This is a genomic window from Pseudoduganella danionis (genome assembly GCF_009720775.1).
Lineage (GTDB): Bacteria > Pseudomonadota > Gammaproteobacteria > Burkholderiales > Burkholderiaceae_D > Rugamonas > Rugamonas danionis.
Genome location: NZ_WNKW01000004.1, coordinates 71474 through 84890 on the forward strand (window position 1 = coordinate 71474; position 13417 = coordinate 84890).

Sequence of the window (13417 nt, forward strand, 5' to 3'; positions counted from 1 at the left end):
CGACTTGGCTAAAGTATAAAAAGGACATTACATGAATTTCCCTAAAAAACTGCTCGCCATGCTGGCTCTGGTGCCGGCACTGGCACTGGCCAACGAAGGCGGCGTCGCTCTCGACAAGGCCCCGGACCGTTCCAACAACATGGCTGCCCTGCAGAATGGCGCGAAACTGTTCGTCAATTACTGCCTGAACTGCCATAATGCGTCCTCGATGCGTTACAACCGCCTCAAGGACCTCGGTCTGACGGAAGACCAGATCAAGGCTAACCTGTTGTTTACTGGTGAAAAAGTGGGCGAAATGATGACCACCACCATGCAGGCCAAAGATGCGAAAGCATGGTTCGGCGTGGTACCACCGGATCTGTCGGTGATCGCCCGTGCCAAGGCATCGAACGCCGGCAGCGGCGCCGACTACCTGTACACCTACCTGCGCACGTTCTACAAGGATGACACCCGCCCGACCGGCTGGAACAACCTGGTTCTGAACAATGCAGCGATGCCGCATGTGCTGTGGGAGCTGCAAGGTGAACAAAAGGTTAAAATGAAGGAAGTGCCGGATCCGCACGAAGCCGGTAAAATGACGCACCAGTTCGATGGCTTCGAACAAATTACTCCAGGGAAACTGAGCAAGATCGATTACGACAATGCTGTCGGCGATCTGGTCGGTTACATGGAGTGGATGGCCGAACCGGCTGCTGCTACCCGTAAGAAACTCGGTGTCGTGGTGGTCATGTTCATGGCCTTGTTCGCCTTCCTGGCATGGCGTTTGAACGCGTCCTTCTGGAAAGAAGTGAAGTAAAACCAAATCGAGAGCGCCGGTTCGCCGGCGCTTGTTTTTGCGATGCCCGCACTGGCGGGCGATCGATTCAGGATGAGCCGTTCGCGGCGTCATCCTTTTTGTTTCTAAGGAACTATAAAAAATGATGGTTCTCTACTCGGGTACGACCTGCCCATTTTCGCAACGCTGCCGTCTGGTCCTGTTTGAAAAAGGCATGGACTTCGAAGTGCGCGACGTTGACCTGTTCAACAAGCCGGAAGACATTTCGACCATGAATCCTTATGGTCAGGTGCCGATTCTGGTGGAACGTGAACTGATTCTGTACGAATCGAACATCATCAACGAGTACATCGACGAGCGTTTCCCGCACCCGCAACTGATGCCGGCCGACCCGCTGATGCGCGCGCGTGCCCGTCTGATGCTGTTCAACTTCGAAAAAGAACTGTTCGTGCACGTGCACACGCTGGAAAGCGAGCGCGCCAAGGGCAACGACAAGAGCCACGACAAGGCCCGCGCTGAAATCCGCGACCGCCTGACCACGCTGGCACCGCTGTTCCTGAAGAACAAGTACATGCTGGGCGACGAGTTCTCCATGCTGGACGTAGCCGTGGCCCCGCTGCTGTGGCGCCTCGACCACTACGGCATCGAACTGTCGAAAACCGCGGCACCGCTGATGAAGTACGCCGAGCGCATCTTCTCGCGCCCAGCCTATATCGAAGCGCTGACCCCGTCGGAAAAGGTAATGCGCCGCTAAGCGCAGCACCGCTGTTCTTGAAGTCTATCGGCGCGTTTGCTGGCTCGGTCTGGCGGCGCGCCGGGTTTTATCGCAGTCTGGAAACCCATGTCTGAAATTTCTACCAAGCCCTATATGCTGCGCGCCATTTACGAATGGTGCACCGATAGCGGCTACACGCCGTATCTGGCCGTCAAGGTCGACCGTGCTACCACGGTGCCAATGGAATACGTGAAAAACGGCGAAATCGTGCTCAACATCAGCTTCGGCGCCACTTCGGGCCTGAAGATGGACAATGATGCGATCCGCTTCCACGCCCGTTTCGGCGGTGTGTCGCGTGAAATCTTCGTACCGGTCAACAATGTGATCGCCATCTACGCCAGCGAAAACGGTCAGGGCATGGCCTTCGAAGCGATGCTGGGCATGGCCGACGCCGAGCCGGAAGAAGAGCAGGAAGATAGCGCGCCGACGCTGTCGCTGGCCCCCGCGCCCAGCCCTGCGCCGGCCACGGAAAGCGCGCCTTCCGGCACGCCGGACGACGATGGCACGCCGCCCAAAAAGGGCGGCCGCCCCACCCTTACGCGTATTAAATAGCGTATAATTCGCCCCGTACAAGTTTCGCCGACTTAGCTCATTTGGTAGAGCAGTTGATTTGTAATCATCAGGTGGCCAGTTCGAAACCGGCAGTCGGCACCAGAATTCAGCAGCAAATTCAAAGGGTTACGCGCTTCGGCATGTAACCCTTTTTTGTTCTGGGCATGTAGAAATGCTCCTTGTAACCGTTGTGTTACCTGATTGAGTGAATGCGGCGTAGGGAATGCACACCTTAATCATATTCTTTGGGGAATGAATACCATGAACGACGATATCGAGAATACCTCTCAGTTTTTGTTCTACGGCGCCAGACGGAACCGTGAAAGTGCAAGTGATACTCGGTGACGAAACCGTTTGGGCTTCGCGAAAGGGGATGGGAGAAATCTTTGGTGTAACGCCGTACTCTTCAGCCAAGGCAAGCAACACAACCAAGCATTAATAGCTCTCGCTCGGCGCCGTTGCGGCGTGATCTACGCCATGATGTGAGACGGGACATTTTATTGCCCCGCACTGTTGATTTGCACCGAACACTCACCCACTTTTCCGCATAATTTGCATCGAAAATTGACCCACGTTTAGCGCACAATCCCACTCATCAGAATGAGTAGGGGAACGGAGTGATTGACGTGGTATTACCAGGAATAATCAGACGCTGGCACCTTCGTGGCCAGGTCCCGCTTAGGGAAATCGCCAAGAGGCTCGGCATCTCCCTCTACACCGTCCGGCGCCACCTGCTGTCGGAAATCACCGAGTCCGCCTATGCGGAGCACCAATCCGCCAGCGCCATCGATCCATACGCCTTCCAGCTTTCCAGCTGGCTCAAGACCGTGACGGCCAAATCCCGGAAGCAGAGACGCAGCCTCAAGCAACTCCACGAGGAGCTTATCAATTGGGATTTTAAGGGGGCTTACGAAAAGGTCGCGGCGTTCGCCAGGCAGTGGCTGGTGGGTCAAACGGAGTAGGTCAATTCAGCGCGCAAACGAACAGTAGGGTACTTATTTTTGCAATTTCTGACTTTTGCTCTTCTATGCTAAAGCCATTTTCTGGCTCATAGTATTTACTGGCTCCTAGAGCATCCCGAACAAGATTTTCAGTCTTTTTTTCACTAATGTTCTGCCTTTATGATTATTTGACCAGCTTGGCTGCATAAGCCATATGGTATATATTTTCTAATACGCGTGCATTCTGGCGCTGATTGCCAATACATATCAATCAGTGACAGATCGACTCATTTTTGTTAAAACGGGAATTGTTTTTTGATCGAGTTGGAGGCCAAAGACTCATTGGCTACTTCTTGTATGACGTTTGAGCTATTAAACCGATCCGCTTCAGGCAGTTATCGCAACGGAGAGGAACGGGGCGTATCAATTAAAATATTTATTCATGTGAAAACAAACAACCCTGTGGTGAAAACGAAAAATTCCCATCCTGTTGCTGGGATAAGAAAACTCTAAGATTTCTTACGTAAGAGCTAGAAACGTCATCGAGCTTAACCATATCAATGTGATTAACGATATATTCCCCCAACCTCGGTGTTACTGCTAATTCGTTACTAATGGCCAACTTTATCGCTCTGCGAACCATTCCAGACGGACTAGGATTTTCTTGTAAATTAAGATCAAGCACACGGCGTTGGAGGGAATCGATGTAAGATTCAGAACAAAATAGTTGTCTTTTCCCCAGATGAAAAACAGCCGCATCTAAATTAAAAAAGGTTGTTTTGAATATATCCTGAATTGAACTTCCTTCGACTAGACCATTCTTGAAAGCCCACGTATCGTCAAAAGACCAGATATCATAAAGCTGTTTTCCTACGATAAATCTATAACCACCAAATTTATTCACGCTAGGGTGATAATTTTTTATCGCTGCGAAGATATCGTTTCTGCCCGCTCTCGATACAATATCAATATCAGAGTTGAAACTTCTTGTATTACCAAGTGCAAATTCTCGAATCATTCCGCCAAAAATTACGGCGTCTTCTAAGCAGCTTGCAATGTGCTCAAGTGTACGACGCAGATCATCGCGCTCTCTCGATTGATGTTCGAGGAAGCGACTGACACTACTTGCAACTTTTTTTCTATCTCTCACTTGCAATTCTTGATATTTCAGCATCGTATTGCTTCTTCATCGGCGCCAGCTCCTTGTATAACGTCATGGCATATGAGTCAGTCATACCTGAAACCATGTCCGTAAGTAAAACGCACTCATCGTATCGGCATGTCCTACCTGGCTGAATCGACTCGAACACGCGGCGATAATTCTCCGAAATACGACCGTAGATATAGCGAGTGAACGGGTGTCGGCGCCGGGATTTGGAACAAGTAGAATCTTCAACGTCTGTAATAGCCGCCCAGAAAATATCCATCAGCCCCCTGATCACATTATACCCATCAAGCTCTAACTCTAAGACCACACGATTCGTGTAAGCATGTTTCAAAGCAAAGTCCTTCAATGCTTTACGAAGCTGCTCTCCTTCGCTTAATGCGATCAAGCTCTTGGGTTGCGTTCCCGCCAAGAACGATGCATGGTGTGTGGCGCTAACAAACGTGCTTGTGGCCGCTCGAACCAGCGCCCCGATAGCAAACACACGGAAGCGCTGCATGGAAACATCATTGAGTTCGGCGGGTGACAAAGAAGGCGCATCCATGCGGTATTGTTGATGTTTCTCCTTACTATGCTGCACAACTTCTCGAGTCAGTTGATCATTTGACGCGTGGTGATCCAGGTAAGCACAGAGGTCGGAGAATGAAGCTAGCCCTTTTTTTATAGCGTCTTCGACATCTAAAACGACATACGCAATATCGTCGCAAGCCTCCATGACATATGCCAGAGGGTGGCGCAGTCCAATTGCTAATCCAACACGCTCCTGGACTGCTGCTGCGATTGCTTGTTCAGACGAAAAAAATCCGTGCTTTTTCGTTGCAGCCACGGTTCCCTTTGGATTTACGCCAATGGAACTTGTCGGATACTTCATCATCGCCGAAAGTGTTGCGTAAGTAAGATCTAGACCGAAATCGTCATTCAATAGTTGCAATCTAGCAACTAACCGAAAGGCCTGAGCGTTTCCTTCAAATTTCAAAAAATCTTGCTTTTGCTGTTCTGACAACGGACGGTTACTATCGTCCAGCACTTTTGCTTTGCGGTCCTTAAACCAGCTTTGAATTGCGGCTTCCCCCTGGTGTCCGAAGGGTGGATTACCCAAGTCATGGACAAGCCCGACAGCAGCCAGCAAGGCCGGAATATTCCTCTTGGCGTTGTCGTTGTCTCCGGCAATCTTGTGCTTGAACGCAAGGGCAGTTCCGATACTCCTCGCAAGATTGGAAACCTCATGCGAATGTGTCAATCTTGTTCTTACACTATCATTTTTTTCAAGCGGAAAAACTTGAGTTTTGTCGGCCAAGCGACGCACCGGCGTTGAGAACAAAATTCGATCATAGTCTCGTTCAATCTCAGTGCGAGTCTCGTCAGCATCCGTGCTGGAGGTGCTTACTTCACCTTCCTTCTTTCGGCGACCGGACGCAAGTAGTTTAGCCCAATGGTGATCAAGACTGTCCGACATGTTGTTCCCTTGTTAAGTTTTTTTACGATGGAAGCATGCGGTATACTACGTGAGGCTAATTCTTCCCACAAGAAACATCACACTGCTAACCTATCGAGAAGCCCTAGGAAGAATCCAATCTGTGGGTGCGGGAGCATCGATTTTCGCCCATCATTAAGCCGTCATCCGGCAAATTTTCTCCGAGCAACTAAAATAATTAACCACTGGAGGATAATTAACCTTGACAGGATAATTTCGTTAACCTATGATGGTTACGTGGCTGAGGCTGCTAAACCTGAGGGGGTATATATGATTACGGAATTTGGGAGATTTTTGCGGGACTTGAGGCACTCACACACGGAGTTACTGAAAGACATGGCCCAGAATTTGGGTGTTTCACCCGCATTTTTATCGGCGGTAGAATCCGGAAAAAAAAGCATTCCCATAGAAATGCAAAAGTCTGTCGAGCGATTCTATGCATTGCCACAAGTGAAGATTTTGGAGATGCGAAAGGCAGTTGATGAGTCGCAGCGGTCAGTAACTATTGACTTGGATAAGATGGATCACGCGGCCAGAGGAGTTGCAGTGGCTTTCGCACGGCAGTTTGACCAACTGAATCAAGCAGAGTTGGATGCATTAAGGAAGACTATGGATGCAGTTCGAAATCGAGTGAAGGATGAATAATGCACAGCTTCAAAGCGACACCGATTAAGCGATCAGCAATTCGCGAGCTGGCTCTGAACCTGAGGAAGACCTTTGGGTTCGAGCAGGATTTGAGGTTTCCTATCTTGGAGGTGGCAGAGCTACTTCTTCCTCAGCTTGATCGACACTACTCATTCGAGGTCGTTGAAGCTGATGTACTTGGGTCATCCCATGGATTGACTGAAAGAGAAGGGGAGCACGTCACGATCAAAATTAGAGACGACGTGTACGAGCTGGCGTATCAAGGCGCAGGCCGGGACAGGGGGACGGTGGCCCACGAAATTGGGCACTACTTGATGCACGCCCGGTCTACGACGCTGCACCGCCATTTTGGTGGGAAATTGGACACCTGTGAGGACCCCGAATGGCAAGCAAAATGTTTTCAGGGCGAACTGCTAGTGCCTAAACATCTGGTCCAGGGTATGACTGCTGCCAGGGCTGCGGAAATATGTGGAGTATCCGTCTGCGCTGCAGAATACCAGCTGAGATTATATGAATCAGGGAAGTAAAAAGCACCTAAGGAGTGGGGACTCCAAAGGTGCTCAGGTAAAAGGAAACTAAATCGATCTCTAGTTTTCTCTTGAAATGCTTGCTCGTCGAGAGCAGCGGAAGTTTAGTCTGGAAACCGCTGTTTTGCAAGCGTCAAGTCGTGATTGAGATCAATACATCACGAAGGGAGGATTGCGATGAAATCTTGTCACTATCCCAAGTCCGTGCATGTGAACACGTACAAACGTTTCCGCAAAGGGAAGTTTGAGACCGTACGTGAACACTGCCGATCCGCACGTAGCTAAGCAAACAGCGGGGAGCGGCCACGCCGCTCCCTCACGAAGTTCTTTTTTTGAGGCTTTCAGAATGAACAAAAAATCACCACGCGTCATCACAAACCATCGCAGTGCTGTGACTGGAAAATTTGTCACCGAGCACTTTGTGAAGACTCACCCCGCAACCACTGTAACTGAGCGCAATCGTTTACCTACCAAAGGGAAGCCTAATAGATCGTAGGCACCTGGAGGAATTCGCCACGGCGCAAAAGTGTCGTGGTCTAGCGTGCGATCGCTCAGGCTGTTTGACAGTGGATGCACAAATTCAGTACAGTAATCGGTTATCGTCATTTTTGGAAAACTACGGTAAGTTACTGATTTTAAAATACTTTTAACTTCGCGTGTTTACGGTACGAGTCGTCTAATAATCAAAGACATACAGTTTTCTTTACTAATTTGTAATCATCAGGTGGCCAGTTCGAAACCGGCAGTCGGCACCAGCATGTCAAGAAAGCCCAGCCCTCACCGGCTGGGCTTTTTGTTTTCCCGGCCGGGAAATCGCTAGCGCACGATTTAAGCTAGTGCAAGTTGCATTGTATTTTTCTAAAGTATCACCGCGTCCTGACGTAAATAGAACACGAGCGTCTTTTTGCCAAATCCGCCATCTTGGTAAAAATGCACTTCGCTTCGGAACCACGTACAGGCCGCTATCCCATGTCTACCATCGCCGCGCTCGCTCCCGTCGCCGCGCCATCAGCGCCGGCTGTGACGAACACCAGCCGCACTACCACTACCAGCGCAGCTCCGGTCTCCGGCGCGGCCAGCTCGACGGTGGTGCGTCTGGGCGAACAAGGCGAAGCCAGCTCCAGAGCACTGGTCTGGGAGAACCGCACGCACAGCACCTCGGCCACGCTGATGGCCCGCAATATGGGCAATGACGAACTCTCCACCCGCCTGAGCGGACTTGGTAGTGAGCTACTCAAACAGGTTGCCTACGATGGCGCCGACTTTTCCCAGTCCGTGCAGCAACTGCCGGCAGGGGCGGCGTCCGACACTTATGCCTTGCAGGTGTCACCCGCGAAAATATCCCAGCACGGGGTGGGTGACAACCAGATCAGCCTAAGCATCACTACCACCAGCGGCATCAAGGTGGACTTGAAACTCGATGCCAGCGATGGCAGCATCGCCGTCGAGGCGCACAGCAGTGGCAAGCTCAATGAAGTGGAGCGTAAAGCACTGGGCAAGTTATCCGAAGCGTTCCAGAAATCCATCGATGGCCTGACCGAGAACCCGCCCCGCATCGACCTTGCCGGACTCACCCAGTTCGATAGCAATGTGCTGGCTTCAGTGGACCTGAAAGGCCAGATCAAGATCGATGCCAAGGATACCCAGCGGCTGGAATTTCATGCCGATAGCATGGGGCGCAGCCTGAGTTTCAGCGGCCCTGCGGGCGTGGCCAACATCGCCGTCGATCTGAGCAAACCGGCTAGCTGGGGCAGCAAGGAACAGCAGGCGGGCGCGCTCGAACATTATCTGCAGCAGGTCGATCAGGCCGCCACGCGCGGTCAGGGCCGTGGCGCCATCATCGGCATGTTTAAACAAGGCTTCAGCGCCCTCAACAGCGATTACGGCAGCCGCCTCGTGGCACAGCAAGCCAACGCGCTGAACCAGCAGGACCATGCACTGACGACAGGGCTGGCCGACTTCAATGCGTCGTTCGCACAGACCGAGGAGTTTCCCAATCCTGCCCGCAGTACGGAGAAGGATAGCTTTGCCTACGAGCTGGCGCAGAAGACCAGCATCAGCGGCAGCTCGCAACTCGATCGCAGCATCTCGCAAGAACAAAGCTCGCATCTCAAGGCACGCTACCATGCGCCCATCAAGGCCGATGCCAGACTGGCACTGGATCTGTCGCCTAATTCGCAGAACTACAACTATGTGACGATAGACGATGCCGCTTCCAGCACTACCGAGATCGCCTATAGCAAGGGTGTGCTGGCCAAAGCCACGCTCGATATGCAGGCCAGCCAGTCGACCCGCACTTTGCGCTACTCGCTGGGCAAGCTGCAGGACGACCACACCACGCCGCTGGGCAAGCACAGCACACGCGATCTGCTGGCGACGCTGGAACCCGAGCGCACAGGGCGCGATCCGCTTTCCGCTAGCGAGCAAGCGCAAATGCTGGCAACCCTGCATCAGCAGATACTGCTGCAGCAGAATCCGGACGCGCTTTCCGCCAGCCCTCTTCCCGAGTACCTGCGCACTGGCCGCTAACCCGCAGGAAGGCGCACACGGTCGCCTCTCCGGTAGCAGCACACGCTACCCCTCAAGAAATTCCGGCCGCGTGAGAATGTACGTATTTCGTTCCAGCCTGATCTGATAGGCTTGCTTGCTTTCGGACTTGCATAGGTGCCGAGTCTAGCTCGGGCCAGCGCAGGCATGCGTCTGCTACACCTCAGTCCTCATTACAGCCTCAGCAGGAGTTTAAACATGCAATTCATCAAAGGCGTGCTGATCGCGCTGCTCGTCACCAGTTTATCGGGCTGCGCCTTCTGGGGCTCCGGCCACCGCGTGCAGCAGAACGGCAGCGTGGTCGATTACCTTTATCCCAATGCCAAGCAGCCCACTGCCATGGTGCCTGGCGTGACCCAGCTGCGCCCGCCGGTGCGGGTAGGCATCGCTTTCGTGCCGGGTGGCGGCTGGGGCAACGGGCCTTCGGAACAGCAGAAGATGAAGCTGCTCGAGCGGGTCAAAGCTTCGTTCTCCAAACATGCTTACATCGGCAGCATAGAAATCATCCCGTCGGCCTATATGCAGGCGCGCGGCGGCTTCGATAATCTGGATCAGGTGGCGCGCATGTTCAACGTGGAAGTGATCACGCTGCTGTCCTACGATCAGGTGCAGTTCAATGATAGCAACCGCCTGTCGCTGCTTTACTGGACCATCATCGGTGCCTACGTCATCAACGGTAATCAGTACGATATCCAGACCATGCTCGATGCCTCCGTGTTCGATGTGAAGAGCCGCAAACTGCTGTTCCGCGCACCGGGCACCAGCCGTGTGGGCGGCAATGCCACCATGGCCGGCTTCAGCGAGAAATCGCGCGCGGCCCAGATCGATGGCTACAACCAGGCCGTCGATCAGCTGATCCCCAATCTGCAGACGGAACTCGACAGTTTCCGCGAGCGGCTGAAATCCGACAGCACTATTCAGGTGAGCAACAAAGAAGGCTACCACGGCGGCGGCGCCGCTGACTGGAGCCTGCTGGCACTGGCTGCCGCACTGGCCGCTCTGTACTATGGTCAGCGCCGCCGCGCCCGCTAAGTGGCCTAGCGCCAGCGCCGCGCTGGCACTGGCCGCGCTGGTACTGGTGTATGCCCCGCCCGAGTTGATCGAACTGCTAGCCTACGACCGGCAGGCCATCCTGTCCGGCCAGTGGTGGCGGCTGTGGAGTGGCCACCTCGTGCATTACTCGGCATGGCATGCGCTGATCGATACCGGCGTACTGCTGCTGTGCGGCGCGGTGCTGGAACCGCTAATCGGCACCCGGCGCCTGTGCCGGACGCTGGGCTGGTCCGCCGCAGTGGTCGCGCTGGCACTGCTGCTGGGTTTGCCTGCACTGCAGGAATACCGCGGCCTGTCCGCGCTCGATGTATTGCTCGTCACCATGACACTGACAGCATTCTGGCGCCAGCAGCGCCTGCCACGCCGCTGGCTGGTACTGGGAGCAGCCATGCTGGTGCTGAAAACCGCTGCCGAAGCGCTCGGCTTGAGCGGCAGCAGCACGCTGCCGCAAGGCGTGCACGTCATGTGGCAAGCCCATGCACTGGGCCTGCTGTGCGGACTGCTCGATGCTGTCTTCGTGTCGGCCCGGCCTCAAGCCGGCTCAGACTTGGCGATATAAAAATATTTTCAGCTTTTCATTAAATTTAGCTTGCTATTAAATAGCGTGCGATCTATTATTCCATCCAGTCGCAACTTGCTCAGTTCCGCAGCCTAACAAGCTACCGGGCCTCAGCAATATGCCCAAGCAAGGCCGGCCCTACAGCTCCGCCATCATGCGGCGGAACCGCTTAAGTGCCGTTTTTTTAAACCATTTATATAGCACGCTATTTAATAGTCGACTATCAACATCGCACAAGGACAACATCATGCAACGCACTCCAAAACTCATCGCCGCTCTGGCACTGGCATTCAGCACGCAACTCGGCATGGCCGCCGGCGCTCCGGGCGTGGAACAGCATACTCAGGCCTTCCTCGACGTACTGGCCCATAGCGGCGGCCAGCCACTGGAAACTCTCAGCCCCGTTGCTGCGCGCCAGGTTCTGGTTGGAGCGCAAGCCGGTGCCGCCCTGCCACCTGCTGAGGTCAGCGAAAAGACCATCAGCGTGGACGGCAAGGCGCTCAAACTGCATATCGTGCGACCGCATGGGGCGCAAGGCGTGCTGCCCGTATTCATGTTCGTGCACGGTGGCGGCTGGATACTGGGCGACTTCCCTACTCATGAACGCCTGGTACGCGATCTGGTCGCCGACTCGGGCGCTGTAGCGGTCTTCGTCGATTACACCGCTGCGCCGGAAGCACGCTATCCGGTCGCCATCAAGGAGATCTATGGCGCTACCAAATGGGTGGCCGAACATGGCGCGGAAATCGGCGTGGACGGCCAACGTCTGGCCGTGGTCGGCAATAGCGTAGGCGGCAATATGGCGACCGTCACAGCGCTGATGGCAAAGGATCAAGGCGGCCCGCAAATCCGCTCGCAAGTGCTGCTCTGGCCTGTCACCAACGCCAGCTTTGAAAATGCATCCTATGATGAATTCGAACAGGGCTATTTCCTGACCCGTCCCATGATGAAATGGTTCTGGGATGCCTACACCACGGACGCCAGCCAGCGCCGCGAGATCTACGCCGCACCGTTGCTGGCCACACCGGCCCAGCTCAAAGGCCTGCCACCGGCACTGGTTATCACGGCCGAGAAGGATGTGCTGCGCGACGAGGGCGAAGCCTATGCCCGCAAGCTTGATGCTGCGGGTGTGCCGGTGGTCGCTACCCGCTACAACGGCATGATCCACGACTTCGGCTTGCTCAATGTGCTGTCGGATGTTGCTGCCACCCGTAGTGCGCTGCATCAGGCCGCAGAAGAGCTGAAAACCCGGCTCAAATAAACGCCAGCACTATTCTTCCATGCGCCAGTGCGAGCGCTTGGTACGCAAGGTATGCAGCTTGCGGTATTCGCCGGGACTCATGCCCATGGACCGGCGAAACAGCTTGCTGAAGGTACTGGCATTCGCATAGCCGCAGGCATGGGCAATGGTCTGCAGGCTGTTGATGCTGATTTCCAGCATCACCTTGGCGCGCTGGATACGCAGCTCATGCAAAAACTCCAGCGGCGTCATCCCCAGCACACTTTGAAAGTGGCGTAGCAGCGTACGCTCGCTGGCCGAGGCGACGGCTGCCAGTTGCGGCAGGTCATATGGCTGCTCCACATGCATCTCCAGCCACTGCTTGGCGCGGTACACGGGACTATCGGCCGTGCGCGACAGCCATTGCTGCGTCAGTTGCTGGCTGTGCATCTGCTGGCGCTCGGGCTGGAACAGCAGCAGGCGCGCACAGCTCTGCGCCACTTCTTCATCGAAGCAGTCATGCAGCACGCGGATCAGCATTTCGCTCTGCGACGGCGGTACCACGCAGCTATACAGCCGGCCATTCACGCTGATCGCTTCGCTGGCCGAAAAATCAGCCTGCGGCACGATACGCATGAAGAAGGACTTGAAGGCCCAGTGTGCATCGAGCCGCGCCTGCTGCAGCAGCCCTGTCTCGGCGGCGAAGATCAGCCCGGTAGCACACACAGCCAGCGCACCGCCGCGCTGCACATGACTGCTTATGCGTGCCAGCACATCGGGATATTTCTGCGCCAGCGCTGGCAATTCCAGCGCGTTGGCCGCATACACGGCCGGCACCACCAGCAGCGTGCGCTCCGGCACCGGTGCCAGCAAGGGCGGTTCGCTCGACAGTTGCGCCAGTGCGGCAGGCGTCAGCATCGCGGCACTGCCGTGCGGCAGCCAGACCGACCACGTCAGCGCCGGTCCGGCGTGGCGATTACGCAACTTCAACACGAGCGCGGCCAGTTGCAACACGTCGATGGCGCTGAACACGGTTCCCGGCATGGCCTCGGGCAAAGACAGCACTTCGACGTGCAAAGGCGCGGCAGTGGTGGCGGCATCAGTCATCATTATGGCGATATTGCACCTATTTTAATCAGATGGCAAATCCTAGAATCGGCCTCAGCGGGCAAGTGCCGGCGTGAT

General features: G+C 54.6%; 13 protein-coding genes and 1 tRNA gene. 11 read left to right on the plus strand and 3 right to left on the minus strand.

Features of this window, described 5'->3' with window-relative positions:
- Positions 1 to 31: 31 nt before the first annotated feature.
- From GM655_RS14760 to GM655_RS14780, 5 genes are all read left to right on the plus strand, one after another.
- Positions 32 to 796, plus strand: coding sequence for a cytochrome c1 (locus tag GM655_RS14760; RefSeq protein ID WP_155435451.1), 765 nt, complete (start codon positions 32 to 34; stop codon positions 794 to 796).
- A gap of 121 nt (positions 797 to 917) precedes the next feature.
- On the plus strand, positions 918 to 1529 hold the full coding sequence (locus tag GM655_RS14765) for a glutathione S-transferase N-terminal domain-containing protein (RefSeq protein ID WP_072788101.1): 612 nt from the start codon (positions 918 to 920) through the stop codon (positions 1527 to 1529).
- Positions 1530 to 1616: 87 nt separating this feature from the next.
- A complete protein-coding gene (locus tag GM655_RS14770) occupies positions 1617 to 2102 on the plus strand; it encodes a ClpXP protease specificity-enhancing factor (protein ID WP_155435452.1) in 486 nt (161 codons plus the stop codon).
- Between the two features lie 26 nt (positions 2103 to 2128).
- Positions 2129 to 2204 (plus strand) — tRNA-Thr (locus GM655_RS14775).
- Between the two features lie 515 nt (positions 2205 to 2719).
- A complete protein-coding gene (locus tag GM655_RS14780) occupies positions 2720 to 3064 on the plus strand; it encodes a hypothetical protein (RefSeq protein WP_155435453.1) in 345 nt (114 codons plus the stop codon).
- A gap of 415 nt (positions 3065 to 3479) precedes the next feature.
- Here GM655_RS14780 and GM655_RS14785 read toward each other — a convergent pair whose 3' ends face one another.
- Both GM655_RS14785 and dgt read right to left on the minus strand, forming a co-directional pair.
- Positions 3480 to 4217: a hypothetical protein gene (locus GM655_RS14785; RefSeq protein WP_155435454.1), complete on the minus strand. Its 738-nt coding sequence runs from the start codon at positions 4215 to 4217 to the stop codon at positions 3480 to 3482.
- Positions 4183 to 5664, minus strand: coding sequence for a dGTP triphosphohydrolase (gene dgt / locus GM655_RS14790; RefSeq protein ID WP_155435455.1), 1482 nt, complete (start codon positions 5662 to 5664; stop codon positions 4183 to 4185). Before dgt ends, GM655_RS14785 begins: the two co-directional genes overlap by 35 nt.
- Before the next feature lie 354 nt (positions 5665 to 6018).
- Between dgt and GM655_RS14795 the strand changes: the two genes are divergently transcribed.
- The 6 genes from GM655_RS14795 (at position 6019) to GM655_RS14820 (ending at position 12274) form a co-directional block, all read left to right on the plus strand.
- Complete coding sequence (locus tag GM655_RS14795) at positions 6019 to 6327, plus strand: helix-turn-helix domain-containing protein (RefSeq protein ID WP_155435456.1); 309 nt, start codon at positions 6019 to 6021, stop codon at positions 6325 to 6327.
- On the plus strand, positions 6327 to 6854 hold the full coding sequence (locus GM655_RS14800; protein WP_155435457.1) for an ImmA/IrrE family metallo-endopeptidase: 528 nt from the start codon (positions 6327 to 6329) through the stop codon (positions 6852 to 6854). Before GM655_RS14795 ends, GM655_RS14800 begins: the two co-directional genes overlap by 1 nt.
- Before the next feature lie 969 nt (positions 6855 to 7823).
- Positions 7824 to 9383: a hypothetical protein gene (locus GM655_RS14805; protein WP_196308777.1), complete on the plus strand. Its 1560-nt coding sequence runs from the start codon at positions 7824 to 7826 to the stop codon at positions 9381 to 9383.
- 216 nt (positions 9384 to 9599) lie between these two features.
- The gene (rhlP, locus tag GM655_RS14810; protein WP_155435458.1) at positions 9600 to 10433 is read left to right on the plus strand and encodes a rhombotarget lipoprotein; all 834 of its coding nucleotides are present in this window, start codon (positions 9600 to 9602) and stop codon (positions 10431 to 10433) included.
- A complete protein-coding gene (gene rrtA / locus GM655_RS14815; protein ID WP_155435459.1) occupies positions 10408 to 11013 on the plus strand; it encodes a rhombosortase in 606 nt (201 codons plus the stop codon). The genes rhlP and rrtA overlap by 26 nt, the downstream gene beginning before the upstream one ends.
- Before the next feature lie 247 nt (positions 11014 to 11260).
- Entirely contained in the window at positions 11261 to 12274 is a 1014-nt protein-coding gene (locus GM655_RS14820; protein WP_155435460.1) for an alpha/beta hydrolase, read from the plus strand.
- Between the two features lie 9 nt (positions 12275 to 12283).
- Here the strand turns inward: GM655_RS14820 and GM655_RS14825 are convergent, their stop codons facing one another.
- Positions 12284 to 13342, minus strand: a complete 1059-nt coding sequence (locus tag GM655_RS14825) for a GlxA family transcriptional regulator (RefSeq protein WP_155435461.1) — start codon at positions 13340 to 13342, stop codon at positions 12284 to 12286.
- Between the last annotated feature and the right edge of the window lie 75 nt (positions 13343 to 13417).

Bases quoted from the DNA above. Each gene is read 5' to 3' on its own strand.
- GM655_RS14765 (WP_072788101.1), top strand. From the start codon at position 918: ATGATGGTTCTCTACTCGGGTACGACCTGCCCATTTTCGCAACGCTGC.
- GM655_RS14825 (WP_155435461.1), bottom strand. From the start codon at position 13,342: ATGATGACTGATGCCGCCACCACTGCCGCGCCTTTGCACGTCGAAGTG.
- GM655_RS14805 (WP_196308777.1), top strand. From the start codon at position 7,824: ATGTCTACCATCGCCGCGCTCGCTCCCGTCGCCGCGCCATCAGCGCCG.
- GM655_RS14820 (WP_155435460.1), top strand. From the start codon at position 11,261: ATGCAACGCACTCCAAAACTCATCGCCGCTCTGGCACTGGCATTCAGC.
- GM655_RS14770 (WP_155435452.1), top strand. From the start codon at position 1,617: ATGTCTGAAATTTCTACCAAGCCCTATATGCTGCGCGCCATTTACGAA.
- rhlP (WP_155435458.1), top strand. From the start codon at position 9,600: ATGCAATTCATCAAAGGCGTGCTGATCGCGCTGCTCGTCACCAGTTTA.
- GM655_RS14760 (WP_155435451.1), top strand. From the start codon at position 32: ATGAATTTCCCTAAAAAACTGCTCGCCATGCTGGCTCTGGTGCCGGCA.
- rrtA (WP_155435459.1), top strand. From the start codon at position 10,408: ATGGTCAGCGCCGCCGCGCCCGCTAAGTGGCCTAGCGCCAGCGCCGCG.
- dgt (WP_155435455.1), bottom strand. From the start codon at position 5,664: ATGTCGGACAGTCTTGATCACCATTGGGCTAAACTACTTGCGTCCGGT.
- GM655_RS14800 (WP_155435457.1), top strand. From the start codon at position 6,327: ATGCACAGCTTCAAAGCGACACCGATTAAGCGATCAGCAATTCGCGAG.
- GM655_RS14795 (WP_155435456.1), top strand. From the start codon at position 6,019: ATGGCCCAGAATTTGGGTGTTTCACCCGCATTTTTATCGGCGGTAGAA.
- GM655_RS14785 (WP_155435454.1), bottom strand. From the start codon at position 4,217: ATGCTGAAATATCAAGAATTGCAAGTGAGAGATAGAAAAAAAGTTGCA.